Below are 20,880 nucleotides of genomic sequence, written 5' to 3' on the forward strand. Positions count from 1 at the left end.
GAGCCGTCGCGGAAGGTCGACTGGGGTTCGGGGCGGGTGCGGTTGTTGACGGAGGGGCGGGAGTGGGTGCGGGGGGATCGTCCCCGTCGTGCGGGGGTGTCGTCGTTCGGGATCAGTGGCACCAACGCGCATGTGATCCTGGAGGAGGCCCCCGACGAGGACACCCCCGTGCACGACGGGACCGAACCCCACGCCCCACTGCTGCCCGTGGTCGTCTCCGGTGCCACCCCCGAGGCCCTGGCCGCACAGGCCGCCCGGCTGCGCACCGTCGCCGACGAACGGATCACCGACCTCGCCCACACCCTGGCCACCGGACGCGCCGCCCTCACCCACCGTGCCGCCGTCGTCGCCCGCGACAAGGGCGAACTCCTCGCCGGGCTGGACGCGTTGGCCGGGGCACGTACCCCCGAGACAGCCGTACGCACCGACGCCGCCGCGAGCTTCGGCACCTCCGACACCGTCGTACGCGGCCGTCCCGTCGCGGGCCGGACCGCGTTCCTGTTCACCGGGCAGGGTGCCCAGCGTCCCGGCATGGGGCGTGGCCTGTACGACGCCCACCCCGCCTTCCGGCGGGCCCTCGACGAGGCGTGCGAGGCCCTGGACGCCCATCTGGACCGCCCGCTGTGCGAGGTGATGTGGGCCGGACCCGGCACCGAGGAGGCCGAGTCGCTCGACCACACCCTCTACACGCAGAGCGCCCTGTTCGCCGTGGAGACCGCCCTCTACCGGCTGCTGGAGGCGTACGGCATACGGCCGGACCGGCTGGCCGGCCACTCCATCGGGGAACTGGCCGCGGCGCACGCCGCCGGCGTCTGGGACCTCGCGGACGCCGCCCGGCTGGTCACCGCGCGCGGCCGGCTCATGCAGGCGCTGCCCGACGGCGGCGCGATGCTCGCGCTGGACGCGACCGAGGACGAGGTGCTGTCGCGCCTGGGCCCCGAGGTGTCCGTGGCCGCCGTCAACGGCCCCCGGGCGGTCGTGGTCTCCGGCACCCGGGCGGCCGTGGACGCCGTCGCCGCCGCCTTCCCCGGCCGCCGCGTCAAGCGGCTGCGGGTCAGCCACGCCTTCCACTCGCCGCTGATGGACCCGATGCTCGCCGAGTTCGAGAAGACCGCCCGCGAACTGCGCTACGCGGCGCCCGCGATCCCGCTCGTCTCGAACGTCACCGGCACGCACGCCACCGAGGACGAGCTGTGCACGCCCGAGTACTGGGTGCGCCACGCCCGCGAGGCCGTCCGGTTCGGCGACGCGGTCCGCGCCCTGGAGGCCGACGGCGTACGCACCTTCCTCGAACTCGGCCCCGACGCCGTCCTGTCGGCCATGGGCGCCCACGCCGCCACCGCCCCGGAACGGTCGGCCTTCGTCCCGGCCCTGCGCCGCGACCGCGACGAGGAGGCCACGTTCGCCGCGCTCCTCGGCACCGCCCACGTCCGCGGCCTCGCCGTCGACTGGCCGCGGACCTTCGCCGGCACCGGGGCGCGCCGCGTCGAGCTGCCGACGTACGCCTTCCGGCGGCGGCGGCTGTGGCTGACCGACGGGCCCGGCGCCGCCCGCACCGACGGAACGGACGGAACGGCGACCGGGCACCCGATGCTCGGCACCGCCCTCACCCTGGCCGCCGCCGACACGGTCGCGCTGACCGGCCGACTCTCCCCGGCCACCCATCCCTGGCTGGCCGATCACTCCGTCGCGGGGGTCGTCCTCGTCCCCGGCAGCGCCTTCGTCGAATTCGCCCTCCAGGCGGGCGACCGCACCGGCTGCCCGCAGGTGGAGGAACTCACCCTGGAACGGCCCCTGGCCCTGCCCCGTCACGGATCCGTCCAGCTCCAGACGGCCGCCGAGGCCCCCGACGCCGACGGGCGCAGGCGGCTCACGGTGCACGCCCGCCCGGAGGGGACCGACGCACACTGGACCCGGCACGCCACCGGCGTCCTCGCCCCCCGGCCCGCGCCCGAACCGGACCCCCTGACGGCCTGGCCGCCGACGGGCGCCGTCCCCGTCGACGTCACCGGCACCTACGACCACCTCGCCGAACAGGGCTACGGCTACGGACCCACGTTCCGCTGCCTGCGCGCCGCCTGGCGGCTCGGCGACGACGTATTCGCCGAACTCGCCCTGCCCGAAGCCGACTTCGGAGGCGACCCCGGATCCGGCGGTGACCTCGGCTCCGGCGGCCTCCCCGGTCCCGACCCGGCCGACGGATTCGGACTGCACCCCGCCCTGCTGGACTCCGCGCTGCACGCCATCGACCTGCTCGACGACCAGGACCCGACCGTCATGACCCTGCCCTTCTCCTGGGAGGGCGTCACCCTGTACGCCACCGGCGCCAGGACCCTGCGCCTGCGGCTCACCCCGCACGGCACCGACCGCATGACCCTGCGCCTGTACGACGGCATGGGCGCACCGGTCGCCGAGGCGGCGTCGCTGCGCATCCGTCAGGTGACGGCCGAGCAGCTGAACGCCGCGGCCCCCGCCCCCGGCGAGCTGCTCACCCTGCGCTGGACCCGGCTGGAGACGCCCGCCGACGCGACGGCGCCCGGACCCCGCACCCTCACCATGACCGCGGACCCCGCCCAGGACACCGCCGCGGGCGTCGCCCATGACCTGCCGGCCCTCGCCCGCGAGACCGCCGTACGCACCCTGACCGCGCTCCGGAACCACCTCGCCGACGGTCCGGCGGACGAGCCGCTGGTCGTCGTCACCCGGTACGCGGTCGCCGTCGACGGGCCGCCGGACCCGGCCCAGGCCGTGATCTGGGGCCTGGTGCGGTCCGCCGCCGTCGAACACCCCGGACGATTCGTGCTGGCCGACACCGACGGCGACCCCGCCTCGGCCGCCGCACTGCCCGCCGCCGTCGCCACCGGCGTGCCCGAACTCGCCCTGCGCGGCGGCACGGTGTACGTACCGGAGCTGGCCCGGACCGACGCGCCGGGGACAATGCCCGAGAGGACGGCACCCCGGCCCGCGCCCACCATCCCGCTGAACCCCGAAGGCACCGTCCTCATCACCGGGGGCACCGGCAGCCTCGGCCGTCTGCTCGCCCGCCACCTGGCCGAACGCCACGGCGCCCGCCACCTGCTGCTCGTCGGCCGCGGCGGCCGGACACCGGACGGGGACACGGGCACGGATCCGCAGACGCGCGAGGAACCCGTCGCCCCCGGAGTGCGGGTGACCATCGCCGCCTGCGACGTCACCGACCGCGCCGCCGTGGCCGGACTGCTGGCCTCCGTGCCGGACGCCCACCCGCTGACCGCCGTGGTGCACGCCGCGGGGGTCCTGGACGACGGCCTGCTCACCGACCTCACCCCGGAGCGTATGGAGGCGGTGATGCGGCCCAAGACCGACGCCGCCTGGCACCTCCACGAGCTGACCCGCGGCCTCGACCTGGACTCCTTCGTCCTCTTCTCCTCCGCGGCGGGCACCCTCGGAGCCGCCGGGCAGGCCAACTACGCGGCGGGCAACGCCTTCCTGGACGCCCTCGCCGCCCACCGGCGCGCCCAGGGCCTCCCGGCCCTGTCCCTGGGCTGGGGGCTGTGGGACACCGGCGAGGGCATGGCGGCCGGACTCGGCGAGACCGAACTGCGCCGACTGGCCCGTGACGGCATCCTGCCACTCCCCGCCGACCGGGCGCTGACCCTCTTCGACCAGGCCCTCACGACCGATGCCCCGCTGGTCCTGCCGGTACGCGTCCGGATCACCGAGGACGCCCCCGCCCTGGTCCGCGCCCTCGCCCCGACCCCGGCCGCGCCCCGCCGCGCGGTTCGACCGGCCGCCGCCCCGTCCGCACCGCAGCCCGCGGATTCGCTGCCGCGACGGCTCACCGGCCTCGGCGCCGACGCCGCGATGCGCCTGCTCGTCGACACCGTGAGCGCACACGTAGCCGATGTCCTCGGCCACGGCTCCGGCAGCGCCGTGGATCCCGAACGCCCCCTCGGCGACCTCGGCGTGGACTCCCTCGCCGCCCTGGAGCTGCGCAACCGCCTCGGTGCCGAGACCGGACTGCGCCTGTCCACCACGCTCACCTTCGACCACCCGACCTCCGAGGCCCTCGCCCAGCACCTGTACGAGGAGCTGGGCTCCCCGGGGATCGAGCGTCCCGACGACGCGCCCGTCGACGTCGAGGCCGAAGTGGCGCGCCTGGAAACCCTGCTGGGCACCGCCCTGGAGTCCGCCGCCCTCGACGACGACCGGCGTGCCCGCGTGGCGACCCGTCTCCGAGCCCTCATCGCCCGCTGGAACGACCCCGACCCGTGGCGGCGCACCCCCGCGACCGTCGGCACGGACGCCGAAAGGGGCCTGGAATCGGCCACGGCCGACGAACTCTTCGGCATCCTCGACGAAGAACTCGGCAGCTTCGACTGACCGTCGAAGGTGACGAAGGTGCGACCGCCTCGGCGGTCGGTGGGGTACGGGCAGCCCGAGAGCGGCCCGTGCTGCGCCGACCGGGCCCTTCCGGTCACTGCCCACCGCGCTGGACGAGCCCCTGCCGTCGCCGCCGGCGGCGTGCCGATCCACCGCGACGGACAACGCGTCGCCGCCCTCGGCCCCGGGGGCGGCGTCTCCGGCAGGACCACGGCTGGAGCCGCGCGGCCTCCGGCGGACCGCGCCGCGCGCTGTCCAACGCCGGGCACGGCATCGCCACCGGGGGCGCGGAGCCCCTGGCCCGGGGCGCGGTCCCGGGGGCGACGCGATCGTGGGAGTCGCCGAGGCGTATGGAGTAACCCCACGCAGGTCGTGCTGTGCCGACACCCACGGACCGGCAGCATCGTGACCCCCGAATCCCGTCACCTCCCCCGCCCGTGTCCGGCGGAACCCCGACATCTTCGGCTTCGAGCCCATCGGCGCCGACATGGCAGTCCTCGCGGGCCTCGACCGGGGTCTGCGCACCGGCCCGGACCCCGACACCGTCCGACTGACCGACCCCGAGTGTCCTGGAGCGTCCGTTCACGCCGGACGGGCGCTCCAGGACACCGGAACCGCCGCAACAGCTCCACAGCCTCGACGAGGGGAAAGCGTCCATGCAGATCGATCTCTCCGGCCGCACCGCTCTGGTCACCGGCTCCACCCAGGGCATCGGCCAGGCCATCACCGTCGGCCTCGCCCGCGCGGGAGCCCGTGTCGTCGTCAACGGCCGCGGTGAGGAGCGCGTCGCGGAGGCGGTCCGCACCGTGCGCGACGAATCCGGCGGCGACGACGTCACCGGTGCCGTGGGCGACCTGGCGACGGAGCAGGGCGCCGCCGCCGTACTGGAGGCCGTGCCCACGGTCGACATCCTCGTCAACAACCTCGGCATCTTCGGCTCCGCCCCTCCGCTGGAGATCGACGACGTCGAGTGGCGCCGCTACTTCGAGGTCAACGTCCTCTCAGCCGTCCGGCTCATCCGTTCCTACCTGCCCGGCATGAAGGAACGGGGCTGGGGGCGCGTCCTCAACCTCGCCAGCGACTCGGCCGTGGCGACCCCCGCCGAGATGATCCACTACGGGATGACGAAGACCGCGCTGCTCGCCGTCGGCCGCGGGTTCGCCAAGGATGCCGCCGGTACCGGCGTCACCGTCAACTCCGTCATCGCCGGACCGACCCACACCGGCGGCGTCGAAACATTCGTCCGCGAGCTCGTCGGCAACGAGCTGCCCTGGGACGAGGCCCAGCGCGCGTTCATGGCCGAGTACCGGCCCCAGTCCCTGCTGCAGCGTCTCATCGAGCCCGAGGAGATCGCGAACATGGTGGTCTATCTCGCCTCGCCCCAGGCCTGCGCCACCACCGGCGGGGCCCTGCGCGTCGACGGCGGCTACGTCGACTCCATCCTGCCCTGAGCCCGGCGTCGTTCCTCGCGTACCGGGGCGTGTTCCGAACTGCCGCCCGCCGTGCGGCGTCCGGCACACACGCTCCGGCGCCGCCCCGGTTCACCCACCGGAGCGGCGCCGCACGTGCGCGCCGTGCCCGCGCCCGTTCGGCGCGCGGGGTCACGGGGTGTTGGTCTCCTCCGCCACCCAGGACAGATACGCCGCCGAGCCGCCGGCGACCGGAAGCGTGATCCACTCCGGCACGTCGTAGGTGTGCTCCCGGGCCACCCACGAGGCGAGTTCCGGGAGCCGGTCCGTTGTCGTCCTGTACGAGATGCGCCACTCCCGGGCGGACTCGACGGCCCCGTTCCACCAGTAGACCGCGGTCAACGGCGGGTCGACGTGGGCGCAGGCCGCGAGCCGGTTCTCCACGGCCCCACGCGCCAGCGCGTTCGCCCGGTCCTCGTCGTCGATGGTCGTCTGCGCGATCACGATCTCGTTCGCCACGCGACTGCCTCTCGTCTGCCTCTTCCGGTCGGGATGCTCCGACCCTATTCCAGCCGGTCCCGGGCCTCGCGGGGAACGCCCGCGCGGGCCGATGCCCACCTCCGCCGTGAGGCGACCGGGGCGTCCCCGGACCGTCCGGCCGGACGGTGGTCAGCCCGCGGGGGAGTGGGTGGTGGCCCAGCGGTCGGAGAGTTTCGGGATGCGGTGCTCCAGCATCTTCGACGGCAGTTCGGACCGGCTGGCCACGTTGAGCTTGCGGTAGACACGGGTCAGGTGCTGCTCCACGGTGCTGATCGTGACGTGCAGGCGGCCGCTTATCTCACGGTTGGTGTACCCGAGCGCGGCCAGCCCCGCGACCCGGCACTCCGCGTCGCTGAGCAGGGCGGGGCCGCCCTTCGCCCCGGACGCCTCGGACTGCGTGGCGGGGTCCTCCAGCAGGTGCGCGTCGACCGGGGACTCCACGCTGCACGCCTTCGCCTCCCGGGCCGCCTGGCGGGCGACCAGCCGGGCGCGCGCGTACTCGCCCAACTCGTAGTGGGCCGCGGACAGATCGGCGTACGCCTGGGCGAGCGTGTGCTGGTCGCCGCACGTCTTCAGCAGGTCGATCGTCTCGCGCAGCAGCGTGGCCCGGCGGTGCGGCTTGCTGGTGGCCGCCAGCATGCGCAGGCCCATCGCCCGCGCCCGGGAACTGTGTCCGCCGGGCAGCCGCAATTGCTCCTCGGCCCACTTCCGGGCCGTCCCGGGTCTGCCGATCCGCAGGTTGACCAGGGCCAGATCGGACCGCCACGGGATGCCCTTCTGCAGGCTCGAATTCCCCTGCCGCATCAGTCGGCTGCACGTCTCGAAGTCGTTCAGGGCGGCGAAGGGCCGGTCGGTGGCGAGGTAGTGGTGGCCCCGGGCCCGCAGGTACTGGATGCCGAAGACGGTGCGGAACATCGGTTCGGGAACGTCCCGCGCGAGCAGTTCCTCGGCATCGTCGTAGGCGCCCATCGCGGTGTGCGCGAAGATCGCCGTGGACAGCGGAAGACCGGCGAGCACCCCCCAGCTCTGCTCGTGCAGACTGTCCAGCGCCCGGCGCGCCCCCTGGGCCGCGGTCGTCATGTCCCCGCGCAGCAGGGCGATCTCCGCCCGGACGCTGCCCAGCAGCGCCTGCCAGGTGGTGGCCCGGCGCTCCGCGGCGCATTCCAGCAGCGTGCCGCACGCGTCCGCGGCGAGCGCGGGCCGGTCGGCATGGGCGATGGCCAGGAGTGCCATCGCCACCAACTCCAGGTTGAGATGGTCGAGTTGGTGGCCCTGGAGGGCCTGGGCCACCGCCGCGGCGCAATCGTCCGTGGCGACCCCGCCGACCAGCATGGCCACCTGGGCGGTCAGTCCGCCGTTCCGGCAGGTGGGAACGTGCCTGCGCGGGTCGAGTCCGGTCGCCCAGGTGCCCCTGGTGGGCAGCGCGACCCCGTAGAACCACTGCCGTACGAACTCGACCTCGGCCAGGATCTGGGCATCCTCCGGGGAGTGCCCGGACACGAGCGTGGCCACGGCCTCGGCGGCCAGTTCGGTGTCGCCCTGCCACAGCATGTGCCGCAGCACTCCGGCGGTGTCGCGCGTGCTGAGGGCGCCCTCCAGCGCGGCCCGGCGCAACGGTTCCAGATGGGTGCCCGCCGCGGCGGGGTTGGTGCGCCACTCCGCCCGCGCGAGGGCGGCCGACAGGGCGTTGCGCTCCCGCTCGTCGGAGCAGTCGCGCAGCACCAGCCGCAGATATCCCCCGCACGACTCCACGTCGTCCGCCGCCAGGGCCTGATCGGCGGCGGCGCGCAGGACACTCGCGCCCCAGGGGCTCGGGACCCGGTCGGCGGCGCGCAGATGACGGGCCACCTCCCGGGCGGGCGCGCCGCAGCGGTACAGCAGTCCGGCGATCCGGCCGTGCAGCTCGGCACGATCGGCGGGGGCCATGTCGTCGAGCACGGCGGTGGCCGCGGTCGGATGGCGCAGGACATGACCGTCCAGCAGCCCCACGGAGTTGAGGGCCTCGACGGCCTCCTCGGCACCGGCCGGCGGGGTGTCGGCGAGTTCGGCGACGACGGCGAGGGAGGCCGGTGCGAACGGCGCGGTGCCGGAAGCCGGTGCGGGCGGCGCGGTGACGGAGGCGGCAGCGGACAGTGCGGTGACGGAGAGCGGGGCGGACAGCGCGGCGAGCGTCCGGATCACCCGTACGTGGCGTGGCTCGCCGCGGTGCACCAGGGACAGCACCGCCTGGCGGTAGGAGGTGCCGGCGACCGGTCGGTCCATCTCGCGGCCGAAGCGGGCGCTGTCGTCCAGCAGGGCGTGCACCAGCAGGGGGTTTCCGGCGGTCGCGCGGTGAAAGGCCCGGACCACCCCGGCCGGCCGGGGTGAACCGGTCTGAGCGGCGATCAGTTCGCCGACGGCCCGCTCCGACAGGGGACCGAGGCGGGCCCGTCGGTGCGGCTGGCGGATCAGTTCGGTGTACGCGGCCGAGCGCGCGGCGTCGGGCTGGCCGGACGTGGTGCACACCACCAGGATCCGACGGAAACGGCTCCGGTGCAGCAGATGGACGACGGCGCGCAGCGAGGCCCGGTCCATGAGGTGGGCGTCGTCCACGGCGATCACCAGGGGGCGTTCGCCGTCGGCGAGCCGCAGCAGTGTCTCGGCCGCTCCCGGTTCCGGTTCTTCAGGCGCCGTTCGGGCCCGGTGCTCCTCGGACGGAGTGAACGCCCCCCGGCGTGCCTCCGTGGGCGGTACGGTGACCGAAGGCGCGGTCTCCACCCCGTCGCTGCCCAGTAATTTCCGCAACAGGCTCATCGGCTGGTTTTGTTCGGTCGGGCATGCCGTGCCCTGGAGTATGCGGGCCCCTAATCGGTCCGGGGTGTCGAGGAATTCATGCAGGAGCTGAGTCTTTCCAGCGCCCGGACCGCCCACGATGATCACCAGCTGACCGTTTCCGCTTGCGCTCTCGGTAAACGCTTCGTTAAGTATGTGCAAATCATTGGAGCGGTCGAAAAGACGCATGGTATTCCCCCCTGTGTCCAACTACGCCTGCGGGGTCGCTCGTGCCGGGACAGCGGCGGTACGCCGGAACCGGGCCCGGTTCCACGTACTCGCTCGTCCCGTGGTGCCAGGCTGCCGCCACCGTGGCAGCCCTTTGTGCTCCGGTCTGTTCGACGGTTCCGGGTTCGGGGCCGTCGGGGCTGTTTCAAGACGTTCTTGGCGTGAATCGATCCGGCTCGACAGGGCATTCCGAGCCGGATCGGAAAGGGTTCCTGGTCATGGAATGCAGAGACGCTATAGATCGGTGTCAACGTTGTCAACCACGCCTCTTCCGGCTCCATTTCTCTCATAGTGCCTGCTCGAAGCAAGTTTTGCTCGGTCGATGAATTTACGGGGAGGTGAAGAATGGAAACGGGGCGCGACGCGCGTGAACCAGGTCACGCCCGGGGGCCTCCGTCCCGGTTCCGGTACGCCCGACCGCCCGGCCCCGTGCCGCCGCCCGCGCCGTTCCGTCCCGGCCCCGTACGCCTCTCGAACCCCTACCGTCCGGCTCCGTACACCTCTCGGCCCGTACCGTTCCGGCCCCGCCTCCGTCCCGCTCCGCGTACCGGCTCCGGACGGTCCCGCCTCCGCCCCGCCCCGTACCGGCCCCGGGGTCCCTGGGGGCCGTAGGGGTATCAGGCGCCATCGCGCCCTGCCTAGCCTCCGACAACGGAGAGAGAAGCGGACCGGGAGCCCGCCCCGGGACAGTCCGCAGGACCGAGGCCCACTTTCGATCTCGATCGGACGGCGCGCTGGTGAACAACGAAGAGCAACTGCTCGACTATCTCAGGCGGACGACCGCGGACCTGCGGGAGGCGCGGCGCCGGCTGCGCGAGAACGAGCAACGCGCCCACGGTCCCGTCGCCGTCGTCGGCATCGGCTGCCGCTACCCGGGCGGTGTCGCCTCGCCCGAGGACCTGTGGGACCTGGTGGCGACGGGCACCGACGCCGTGTCGGACTTCCCCGTCGACCGGGGCTGGGACATGGACGCCCTGTACGACCCCGAGCCGGGCCGGCCCGGCAGGACCTACGCCCGTACCGGCGGATTCCTGCACGACGCCGCCGACTTCGACTACGACTTCTTCGGCATCGGCCCCCGCGAGGCCCTCGCCATGGACCCGCAGCAGCGGCTGCTGCTGGAGACCTCCTGGGAGGCGTTCGAACGGGCGGGCATCGTCCCGGCCTCGCTGCGCGGCAGCCGTACCGGCGTGTTCGTCGGCGTGATGTACAACGACTACGCCACCCGCCTCACCACCGTCCCCGAGGACCTCGACGGCTACCTCGCCAACGGCAGCGCGGCGAGCATCGCCTCCGGGCGCGTGGCCTACGCCTTCGGTCTGGAAGGCCCGGCCGTCACCGTCGACACCGCCTGCTCCTCCTCCCTGGTCGCCCTGCACTGGGCGGTGCGCGCGCTCCAGTCGGGCGAATGCTCGCTCGCTCTGGCCGGCGGGGTCACCGTGATGTCCACACCGGAGACGTTCGTCGACTTCAGCCGTCAGCGCGGCCTCGCTCCCGACGGCCGCTGCAAGGCGTTCTCCGCCTCCGCCGACGGTACCGGCTGGGGGGAGGGCGTCGGCATGCTGGTCGTGGAACGCCTGGCCGACGCCCGGCGCAACGGCCACCCGGTGCTCGCCGTCGTGCGGGGCAGCGCCGTCAACTCCGACGGCGCCAGCAGTCGGCTGACCGCGCCCAACGGCCCTTCCCAGCAACGGGTCATCCGGCAGGCGCTGGCCGCCGCCGGGATCACCGCCGACGGCGTGGACGTGGTCGAGGCGCACGGCACCGGAACCTCCCTCGGCGACCCGATCGAGGCGCAGGCACTGCTGGCCACCTACGGACGCGAACACCCCGCGGACCGCCCGCTGTTGCTCGGTTCCGTGAAGTCCAACCTCGGGCACACCCAGGCCGCCGCGGGCGCGGCGGGCGTCATCAAGATGGTGATGGCGATGCGCCACGGCGAGGTGCCGCCCACCCTCCACGCCGACGCCCCCACGGACCGGGTCGACTGGGACGCGGGAGCCGTCGAACTGGCCCGCGGACGCGGCCCCTGGCCCGACACCGGCCGTCCGCGCCGCGCCGCCGTCTCCTCCTTCGGTATCAGCGGCACCAACGCGCACGTCGTGCTGGAACAGGCCCCCGACGAATCCGTCCCTGCCGAACCGGTCCCTGCCGAACCGGTCCCCGTCGATACGGAATCGGTGTCCGCCGATACGGAATCGGTGTCCGTCGACGGTGCGGATCCGGCCCCGGCGCAGGGCGCCCCCGTGCCCGTCTCCGCGGCTGTGCCCGCGACCGGTCCCGCGCCCGCGCCCGGCCCCGTGCCCTGGGTCGTCACGGGGCGCAGCCCCGAGGCCCTGGCCGCCCAGATCGACCGGCTGCGCGACCACCTCGCCCGGCGCGGCGACGCCACCCCGGCGGACATCGGGCTGTCCCTGGCCACCACCCGCACCCGATTCCGGTACCGCGCCGTCGCGGTCGGTCGCGACACCGGCGAACTGCTGGCCGCGCTGGCCGCCGCGACCCCCCTCACCCCGGTCGGTGGCGGAACGGCGTTCCTGTTCACCGGCCAGGGCTCCCAGCGCGTCGGCATGGGCCGCGCCCTGTATCGCGCCCACCCGGTCTACGCCGAGGCGTTCGACGCGGTGTGCGCGCTCGCCGACCCCCACCTGGAACGTCCGCTCGGCGAGCTGATCGACGGCGACGCCGAGCTGCTGACCCGTACCGACCACGCGCAGATCGCCATCTTCGCCACCGAGGTGGCCCTCTACCGCCTGCTGGAGTCCTGGGGGCTGACCCCGGGTCACCTGGCCGGTCACTCCGTCGGTGAGCTCGCCGCCGCCCATGTCGCCGACGTGCTGTCCCTGCCGGACGCCGTGGACCTCGTCCTCGCCCGTGGCCGCCTGATGGCGGCACTGCCCCCGGGCGGTGCCATGGCCGCGCTGCGGGCGACCGAGGACGAGGTCGCTCCCCACCTGGACGGGCGGGTCGGCCTCGCCGCCGTCAACGGTCCCCGGTCGGTGGTGATCTCGGGGGAGGAGGAAGCCGTCGACGCCCTCGCCGCCCGTTTCGCGCACGGCAGGCGGCTGAAGGTGTCCCACGCCTTCCACTCGCCGCTGATGGAGCCGATGCTGGCCGGCTTCGCCGAGGCCGCGGCCCGGTGCGCGTACCGCACGCCGCGCATTCCCATCGTCTCCGCCCTCACCGGCGTCCTCGCCGATCCCGGCCATCTGGCCACGCCCGACTACTGGGTGGAGCACGTCCGCCGCCCGGTCCGGTTCGCCGCCGCCCTCGCCGCCCTGCGCGACCTCGGTGTACGGGCCTTCCTCGAAGTCGGTCCGGACGCGGCGCTCACCGCCCTGGCCGGGGAATGCCTTCCCGAGGACAGCGTGTGCGTGCCCACCCTGCGCCGCGACGGCGACGAGCCGTACGACCTCGTCACCGGCGTGGCCCGGCTGAGCGCCCTCGGCGCCACGGGTTCCTCCGGGACCGCCAAGTCCCCCGGGGCCTCCAGGACTTCCCGTTCGTCCGGGTCCTCCGGCTCGTCCGGCGCTCGCATCTCCCTCGGCTCCCTCGTCGACTGGCAGGCGTTCTACGCCCCTCACCGGGCCCGGCACATCGATCTGCCCACCTACGCCTTCCAGCGGACCCGCCTGTGGCTGGAGGCCGCGGCCGACGGCGGCGGTGACGCCGACGGCCTCGGACAGAGCGCCACCGGCCACCCGCTGCTGACCGCCGCCACCGAACTGCCCGACACACAAGGGGCGCTCCTCACCGGACGGCTGTCCCTGTCCTCGCACCCCTGGCTCGGCGACCACGCCGTCCACGGCACCGTCCTGCTGCCCGGTACCGCCTTCGTCGACATGGCCCTGCGGGCCGCGGAGTTCACCGGCTGCGGCACGGTGGCGGAGCTCACCCTCCACGCCCCGCTGACCCTGCCCGAGCAGGGGGCCGTGGCCGTACAGGTCGTCGTCGACGGCGAGCGCGACGGACGCCGGGAACTGACCGTCTGGTCCCGTCGCACCGACACCCCCGGCGCCCCGTGGACGCGCAACGCGGGCGGTGTCCTGGCCATCGCGGCGACCGACGAGGCGCCACCGGCCGCCTCGTCCGCGCCGGCCGCCTCGTCCCCCTCGTCGTCCGCCCCCGCCGTCTGGCCGCCCGCCGACGCCGAACCCGTCGACCTGGACGGGCTCTACCCCGAACTGGCCCGCACCGGCTACCGGTACGGCGAGGTCTTCCAGGGGCTGCGCGCCATGTGGCGCAGGGGTGACGAACTGTACGCCGAGGCCGCCCTGCCCGAGGGGGCGCGTACCACGGCGGGCGCCTTCGGCGTCCACCCGGCACTCCTGGACGCGGCCCTGCACGTCAACCTGCTGGACCTGCCCGGCGGACAGGCCGTGCTGCCGTTCGCCTGGAGCGGCATCACCCTGCACGGAGCGGGCGCCGACCGCCTGCGCCTGCGCCTGTCCCCGGCCGGTGCCGACTCCGTACGTCTCGACCTCACCGACGGCCACGGCGCGCCCGTCGCCACCGTTCGCGGTCTGGTGGCCCGGCCCGTCACCGCCGACCAGCTCGCCGAGGACGCCGACGACCCGCTGTACCGGGTCGAGTTCGTCCCCGTGCCCGGGGCCTGGTCCACGGCGAACCCGCCCCGGCCGGACCTCGCCGTGTGCGGCGTCGACCTCGGGCTCGACGCCCCACGCCACCCCGACCTGGCCGCACTCGCGGACGCGTACGCGTGCGACGACGGGGACACGATGCCCGGCACCGTCGTGCTCGCCGTACCGCCCGCCCCCGACCCCGGCACCGGCCGCGATCTGCCCTCGCGGGTACGGGATCTGGTCGGCACCACCCTGGACACCCTGCGCGACTGGCTCGCCGACGAGCGTTTCACCGGTCGCAGGCTCGCCGTGCTGCTGCGCGGCGACCACCTCGCGCACGCCCCGCTGTTCGGCCTGGTACGCGCCGCCGCCGCCGAGAACCCCGGCCGCTTCCTGCTGGTCGGCATCCACGGCGGCGACGCCCATGGCGGCGACGACATTCACGGCACCGATGACATCCACGGCACCGAGGGCGCCGCGTCCGGCGTCGTGCTCACCACCGCGCTCGCCACCGCCCTCGCCACCGCCCTCGCCTCGGACGAGCCGGAGATCGCCTTGCACGACGGCGAGGTGCGAGTGCCGCGCCTGGCCCGCGCCAAACCCGGCGTGCCGCCCGCCTGGGACCCGGACGGCACCGTCCTCGTCACCGGCGGCACCGGCGGCCTGGGTGCCCTGATCGCCCGTCACCTGGTCACCGAGCACGGCGTGCGCCGTCTGCTGCTGGCCGGACGACGCGGCGCGGACGCGCCCGGCGCCACCGCCCTGCGCGACGAACTCGCCGCGCTCGGGGCCGAGGCCGTCCTCGCCCGCTGCGACGTCGCCGATCGCGATGCCCTCGCCGCGCTGCTCGGCCGGCACCCGGTGCGGGCCGTGGTGCACGCCGCGGGAGTCGTCGACAACGGCGTTCTGACCAGCCTCGACACGGGCCGGGTGGAGCGGGTGCTGCGCCCCAAGGTGGACGCCGCCTGGCATCTGCATGAACTGACCGCGGACCTCGACCTGTCGGCGTTCGTACTGCTGTCCTCCACCGCCGGTCTGCTCGTCGGCGGCGGCCAGGCCAACTACGCCGCCGCCAACACCTTCCTCGACGGTCTCGCCGCCCACCGCCGCGCCCTCGGCCTGCCCGCCGTCTCCCTGGCCTACGGGCTGTGGGCCCCGGGCGACGGTACGAGCGATGGCCCGGGTGGCGGCACGGGCAGAGGCATGAGTGCCGGAATCGACGCGGCCGACCTGGAACGCCTGCGCCGCCTCGGTCTGCCGCCGTTGACGACCGCCCAGGGGCTGCGCGCGTTCGACGCCGGACCCGGCGGTGAGGACGCCGTCGTGGTCCCCGTCCGCCTGGACGCCGCCGCCGTACGAACCCGCCCGGACGGGGTGCCCACCCTGCTGCGCGGACTCGTCCGTCCCGCGCCCGGCCGGCGTGCCGCCCCCGCCACCGACGAGGCCGCCCCGGCCGCCGCGAAGACCGACTGGCGCGAACGGCTCGCGGGACTGCCCGATTCCGAACGCGACCGTGCCCTGGTCGAGCTGGTCCGCACCCATGTCGCCGCGGTACTCGGCCACCCCTCCCCGGCGGCCGTCGACCCCGGGCGCGCCTTCCAGGAGATGGGCTTCGACTCGCTGGCCGCCGTCGAACTGCGCAATCTTCTCTCGCGCGCCACCGGCCTCACCCTCCCGGCGACGCTGGTCTTCGACCAGCCCTCGCCGCGCACGCTCGCCACCCACCTCAAGACCGAACTCGTCCCCGGACCGGCCGACCTCGCCCGGTCCGCCCTGGCCGACCTGGACCGGCTGGAGGCGGCGCTGCTCGCCCTGCCCGACCGCGACGGCAGCCACACCCGTGTCACCGCGCGCCTCGAAGCGCTGCTGCGCGGCTGGTACGACGCCCGTGACGCCCACGGCCGCGACGCCGCGCCCGTACCGCCGGGGGACCTCGGCGAAGCCAGCGACGAAGAACTCTTCGCCAGGATCGACAACGAACTGGGAGCCCTGTGATGGAAGCCCCGGCCACGGCCGACAAGCTCCGCGACTACCTGAAGCGGGCCACGACGGAGCTGGAGCGCAGCCGCCGCCGCGTACGGGAGCTGGAGGAACAGGACCACGAACCCGTCGCCGTCATCGGCATGGGCTGCCGCTACCCCGGCGGGATCCGCACCCCCGAGGACCTGTGGCGGGTCGTCGACGAGGGCCGCGACGTCGTCTCCGACTTCCCCACCGACCGGGGCTGGGACGTCGACGCGATCTACGACCCCGAACCCGGCTCCCCGGGCCGGACCTACGTACGCCACGGCGGCTTCCTGTACGACGCGGCCGAGTGCGACCCCGCCTTCTTCGGCATCAGCCCCAAGGACGCGCCCGGCACCGACCCGCAGCAACGGCTGCTGCTGGAGGTCAGCTGGGAGGCATTCGAACGGGCCGGCATCGACCCCACGGCCATGAAGGGCACCCCGACCGGTGTCTTCGTCGGCCTGATGCACCACGACTACCTCGGCGGCACCATCTCCGGCAGCATCGTCTCCGGGCGCATCGCCTACACCCTCGGACTGGAGGGCCCGGCGATCACCATGGACACCGCCTGCTCCTCCTCCCTGGTCGCGCTGCACTCCGCGATCCAGTCGCTGCGCAAGGGGGAGTGCTCCCTCGCGCTCGCGGGCGGCGCCGCCGTCATGGCCAGCCCCGAGATGTTCGTCGAGTTCAGCGAGCGCCGGGCGCTGTCCCCCGACGGCCGCTGCCGTTCCTTCTCCGACGACGCGGCCGGTGCCGCCTGGGCCGAGGGCGCGGGCATGCTGCTGGTCGAGCGCCTGTCCGACGCCCGCCGCAACGGCCACCAGGTGCTCGCCGTCGTCCGCGGCTCCGCCGTCAACCAGGACGGCGCGTCCAACGGCCTGACCGCGCCCAGCGGACCGGCCCAGATCCGCGTCATCCGGCAGGCGCTCGCCGACGCCCAACTGGCCCCGCATCACGTCGACGCGGTCGAGGCGCACGGCACCGGCACCACCCTCGGCGACCCCATCGAGGCCCAGGCCGTCATCGCCGCGTACGGGCAGGACCGGCCCGAGGGCCGACCGCTGTGGCTGGGCTCCATCAAGTCCAACATGGGCCACGCCCAGGCCGCCGCCGGGGTCGGCGCCGTCATCAAGATGGTCATGGCGATGCGCCACGGCACCCTGCCCCGCACCCTGCACGTCACCACCCCCACCACCGCCGTCGACTGGACCGCGGGCGATGTCGAACTCCTCACCGAGCCCCGCCCCTGGGACGGCGACGGCAGGCCGCGCCGCGCCGGGATCTCCTCGTTCGGCATCTCCGGCACCAACGCGCACACCATCCTGGAGGAGGCCCCGCCCACCGGCCCCGTCGACGCCGCCCCGGCCCGTGCCGCGCTGCCCGTCGTGCCGTGGCTGCTCTCCGGCAAGGGCGCCGACGCCGTGCGGCGCCAGGCGGAGCGGCTGCTGGCCGCCGCCGACGGTCTCGACCCGTACGACGTCGGGTACACCCTCGCCACCGCCCGCAGCACCTTCGGTCACCGCGCCGCCGTCACCGGACGGAACTGGGACGAACTGCTGGACGCCCTGCGCGGGATCGTCGACGGCACCCAGGCGCCCGTCGTCGCCCCCGAACCCGGGCGCCTGGCCGTGCTGTTCACCGGGCAGGGCTCGCAGCGCCCCGGCATGGGCCGCACCCTGTACGCCGCGTTCCCGGTGTTCGCCGCCGCTCTCGACGAGATCTGCGCCGCCTTCGACGCGCACCTGGAACGGCCACTGCGCGACGTCATGTTCGACGTCCCGGGCGAGGACGGCGCCGACGTCGACACCGCCCGAGCGGACACCGACCGCGAGAACGCCGACGGCGCCGAGGCGCCGCTGCACCGTACCGTCCATGCCCAGGCGGCGCTGTTCGCCTTCGAGACCGCCCTGTACCGGCTGCTGGAGCACTGGGGCATCCGCCCCGATCTGGTCGCCGGGCACTCCATCGGAGAGGTCGTCGCCGCCCATGTCGCCGGGGTGCTGGACCTGGCGGACGCGGCCCGGCTGGTCGCCGCCCGGGGCCGGCTCATGCAGGACCTGCCGGCCGGCGGCGCCATGGTGTCCCTGCCGGCCGCCGAGGACGAGGTCACCGCGCTCCTCACCGACGGCGTCGACATCGCCGCCGTCAACGGCGCCCGCTCGGTGGTCGTCTCCGGCGACGAGGAGGCCGTCCTCGCCGTCGCCGCGAAGGCCGGGAAGAGCACCCGGCTGAAGGTGTCGCACGCCTTCCACTCGCACCGCATGGAGCCGATGCTCGAACCCTTCCGCGAGGTGCTGGCCGGGCTCACCTTCCACGAACCCGCGCTGCCCGTCGTCTCCAACGTCACCGGCCGCGTCGCCGACGACCTGACCTCCGCCGACTACTGGGTGCGGCATGTGCGCGAGGCGGTCCGCTTCCACGACGGGATCACCACCCTCGTCGCCGAGGGCGCCACCCGCTTCCTGGAGATCGGCCCGGACACGGTCCTCAGCACCATGGCGCGGGACGTGGTCCCCGAGGCCATCGGCACCCAGCGGCGCGACCGGCCCGAGGACACCGCCCTCACCGACGCCCTGTGCCGACTCCACCTGACCGGCACCGGCCCGGACTGGCGGGCCGTGTTCAGCGGCGGACGCACCGTCGACCTGCCCACCTATCCGTTCCGCCGGGACCGGCACTGGGAGGACGCCCCCATCCTCCAGGCCGAGCGCTCCGCCGCCGCCCGCTCGGACGGCGACGGAGACGACCCGTTCTGGGAGCTGGTGCGCGACCAGGACGTGCCCGCCGTCTCCGCCACCCTCGGCCTCGACGACGAGACGGCGGTCGCCTCCGTCGTGCCCGCCCTCGCCGCCTGGCACGGCCGACGACGGGCCCACGCCGCCGCCGACGCGCTGCGCCACCGCGTCACCTGGGAACCGCTCGCCCCCGCCGCCACCCCGGCGCGCGGCGGAACCTGGCTGGCCGTCGTCCCCGAATCCGCCGCCGACGTCCCCTGGACCCGTACCGTCCTCGACGCACTGGCCAGCGCCGACGCGCACACCGGCCGGGGACCGGGCGGCCGGGGCCGGGACGTCGACACCCTCGCCGTGCCGGACGACGCCGACCGCGCCGCGCTGACGGCCGTACTCGCCGACCGGACCGCCGTCGACGGCGTGCTGTTCCTGCCGGGCCCGGCGACGCCGACGGCCACCGCCGCCGCCCTTCTCCAGGCCCTCGGGGACGCCGGTGCCGACGCGCCGTTGTGGTGCATCACCCGGGACGCCGTCGGCCACGGGCCGGGCGACGCCGTCACCGGCTTCGCCCAGGCCGGGCTGTGGGGCCTGGGCCGGGTCGCCGCCCTCGAACACCCCGACCGGTGGGGCGGACTGATCGACCTGCCCGCCGAGATCGGCCCGCGCACCGCCGCCCGGCTGGCCGCGCTGCTCGGCGACTGCGGTGACGAGGACCAGATCGTGATCCGCGAGACCGGCGCCCACGGGCGGCGGCTGGAGCCCGCCCCGGCTCGCGCCGGTGCCCCCTGGCGGCCGTCCGGCACCGTGCTGGTCACCGGAGCCACCGGGGCGCTCGGCACCGCCGTCGCCCGCCTGCTCGCCTCCGAGGGCGCCGACCACCTGCTCCTCGTCTCCCGCCGGGGCCCCGACGCCCCCGGCGCAGCCGAACTGGCCCGGGAACTCATGGCCGCCGGAACGGCGGTCACCCTGGCCGCCCTGGACATCGCCGACCGCTCCGCGCTGGCCGAACTCCTCGACTCCGTACCGCGGGAGCACCCCCTCACGGCCGTCGTGCACCTGGCCGGGGTTCTCGACGACGGCGTACTGGACGGGCTGACCCCCGACCGGTTCGCCCGGGTCCTCGCCCCGAAGACGGACGCCGCCCGCCACCTGCACGAACTGACCGCGGACCGGGACCTGTCGGCGTTCGTGCTCTTCTCCTCCCTCACCGCCACCGTCGGCGGCGCGGGCCAGGCCAACTACGCCGCCGCCAATGCCTTCCTGGACGCCCTGGCCGAACACCGGCACGCGCTCGGGCTGCCCGCCACGTCCGTGGCCTGGGGGCCGTGGGGCGGCGACGGCATGGCGGCGCACGGCGCGGTCCGCTCCGCCACCCGGGCCATGGGCATCTCCCCGCTCGCCCCGGACGTCGCCCTCACCGCGCTGCGACGGGCCCTGGACGGCGGCGACACCACCGTCACCGTCGCGGACGTCGACTGGTCGGTGTTCGCCCCCGCGTTCACCGCGAGCCGCCCCGCCCCGCTGCTGGACGCGCTGCCCGGGGCGCGGCGCGCCACCGGCGGCCCGGACGGCGCGAACCAGGCCGACGGTCTCGCGGCGAAACTCGCCGGACTCACCGGTGGGGAACGCGAACGCGCCCTCCAGGACCTGGTGTGCGGCCAGGCCGCCGCCGTACTCGGCTACGCCGACGCCGCCGCCGTCGAACCGGCCACCGCTTTCCGCGACCTCGGCTTCGACTCGCTCACCTCCGTCGACCTGCGCAACCGGATCAGCGCCGCCGCCGGGGTGCCGCTGCCCGCCACCCTCGTCTTCGACTACGCCACCCCCGCCGCCCTCGTGAAACACCTGGGCACCGAACTGGCCGGGGCGGACACCTCCGTGGACACCGTGGTCGACGAGTTCGAACGGGTCGCCGCCCGGCTCGGCGGCCTCACCGCCGAGGACGTCGAACGGAGCCGGGTCACCGTGCGCCTCCAGGCCCTGCTCAACGACCTGAACAAGACCCTCGGCCGGGACGACGCGGCCGCCGTCACCGGCCGGCTCGAAGAGGCCTCCGCCGACGACGTCTTCGCCTTCATCGACAACGAACTCGGTCCGGCATGACCCGGCGGCCCCACGACACCCCGGCCCACCCGAGGCCCGCCTCCCCACGCACCTCCCCGCACGGTTCTCCGCACACCTCTTCGCACACCTCTTTGCACAGGAGTG

General features: G+C 74.8%; 6 protein-coding genes. 4 read left to right on the forward strand and 2 right to left on the reverse strand.

Translation table 11 applies throughout. The features are described 5' to 3' along the window. Both ACFYY6_RS35850 and ACFYY6_RS35855 read left to right on the forward strand, forming a co-directional pair. On the forward strand, nucleotides 1–4,362 hold a 4,362-nt coding region (locus ACFYY6_RS35850; RefSeq protein WP_389197395.1), incomplete at its 5' end, for an SDR family NAD(P)-dependent oxidoreductase. Nucleotides 4,363–5,018: 656 nt separating this feature from the next. Continuing rightward, nucleotides 5,019–5,813, forward strand: a complete 795-nt coding sequence (locus ACFYY6_RS35855) for an SDR family oxidoreductase (RefSeq protein ID WP_351522051.1) — start codon at nucleotides 5,019–5,021, stop codon at nucleotides 5,811–5,813. Nucleotides 5,814–5,963: 150 nt separating this feature from the next. On the opposite strand, the gene cutA is transcribed toward ACFYY6_RS35855, so the two are convergent. Both cutA and ACFYY6_RS35865 read right to left on the reverse strand, forming a co-directional pair. Then, nucleotides 5,964–6,290, reverse strand: coding sequence for a divalent-cation tolerance protein CutA (gene cutA / locus ACFYY6_RS35860; RefSeq protein ID WP_389197397.1), 327 nt, complete (start codon nucleotides 6,288–6,290; stop codon nucleotides 5,964–5,966). Nucleotides 6,291–6,440: 150 nt separating this feature from the next. Next, entirely contained in the window at nucleotides 6,441–9,311 is a 2,871-nt protein-coding gene (locus ACFYY6_RS35865; RefSeq protein ID WP_389197399.1) for an AAA family ATPase, read from the reverse strand. A 776-nt stretch (nucleotides 9,312–10,087) separates the two neighbouring features. Between ACFYY6_RS35865 and ACFYY6_RS35870 the strand changes: the two genes are divergently transcribed. Both ACFYY6_RS35870 and ACFYY6_RS35875 read left to right on the forward strand, forming a co-directional pair. After that, on the forward strand, nucleotides 10,088–15,928 hold the full coding sequence (locus tag ACFYY6_RS35870; RefSeq protein ID WP_389197401.1) for an SDR family NAD(P)-dependent oxidoreductase: 5,841 nt from the start codon (nucleotides 10,088–10,090) through the stop codon (nucleotides 15,926–15,928). Further along, on the forward strand, nucleotides 15,928–20,775 hold the full coding sequence (locus ACFYY6_RS35875; RefSeq protein WP_389197403.1) for a type I polyketide synthase: 4,848 nt from the start codon (nucleotides 15,928–15,930) through the stop codon (nucleotides 20,773–20,775). Before ACFYY6_RS35870 ends, ACFYY6_RS35875 begins: the two co-directional genes overlap by 1 nt. The last annotated feature ends 105 nt before the right edge of the window (nucleotides 20,776–20,880 follow it).

Origin of the sequence: Streptomyces sp. NPDC001750 (genome assembly GCF_042892615.1) — a bacterium.
Taxonomy (GTDB): Bacteria; Actinomycetota; Actinomycetes; order Streptomycetales; family Streptomycetaceae; genus Streptomyces.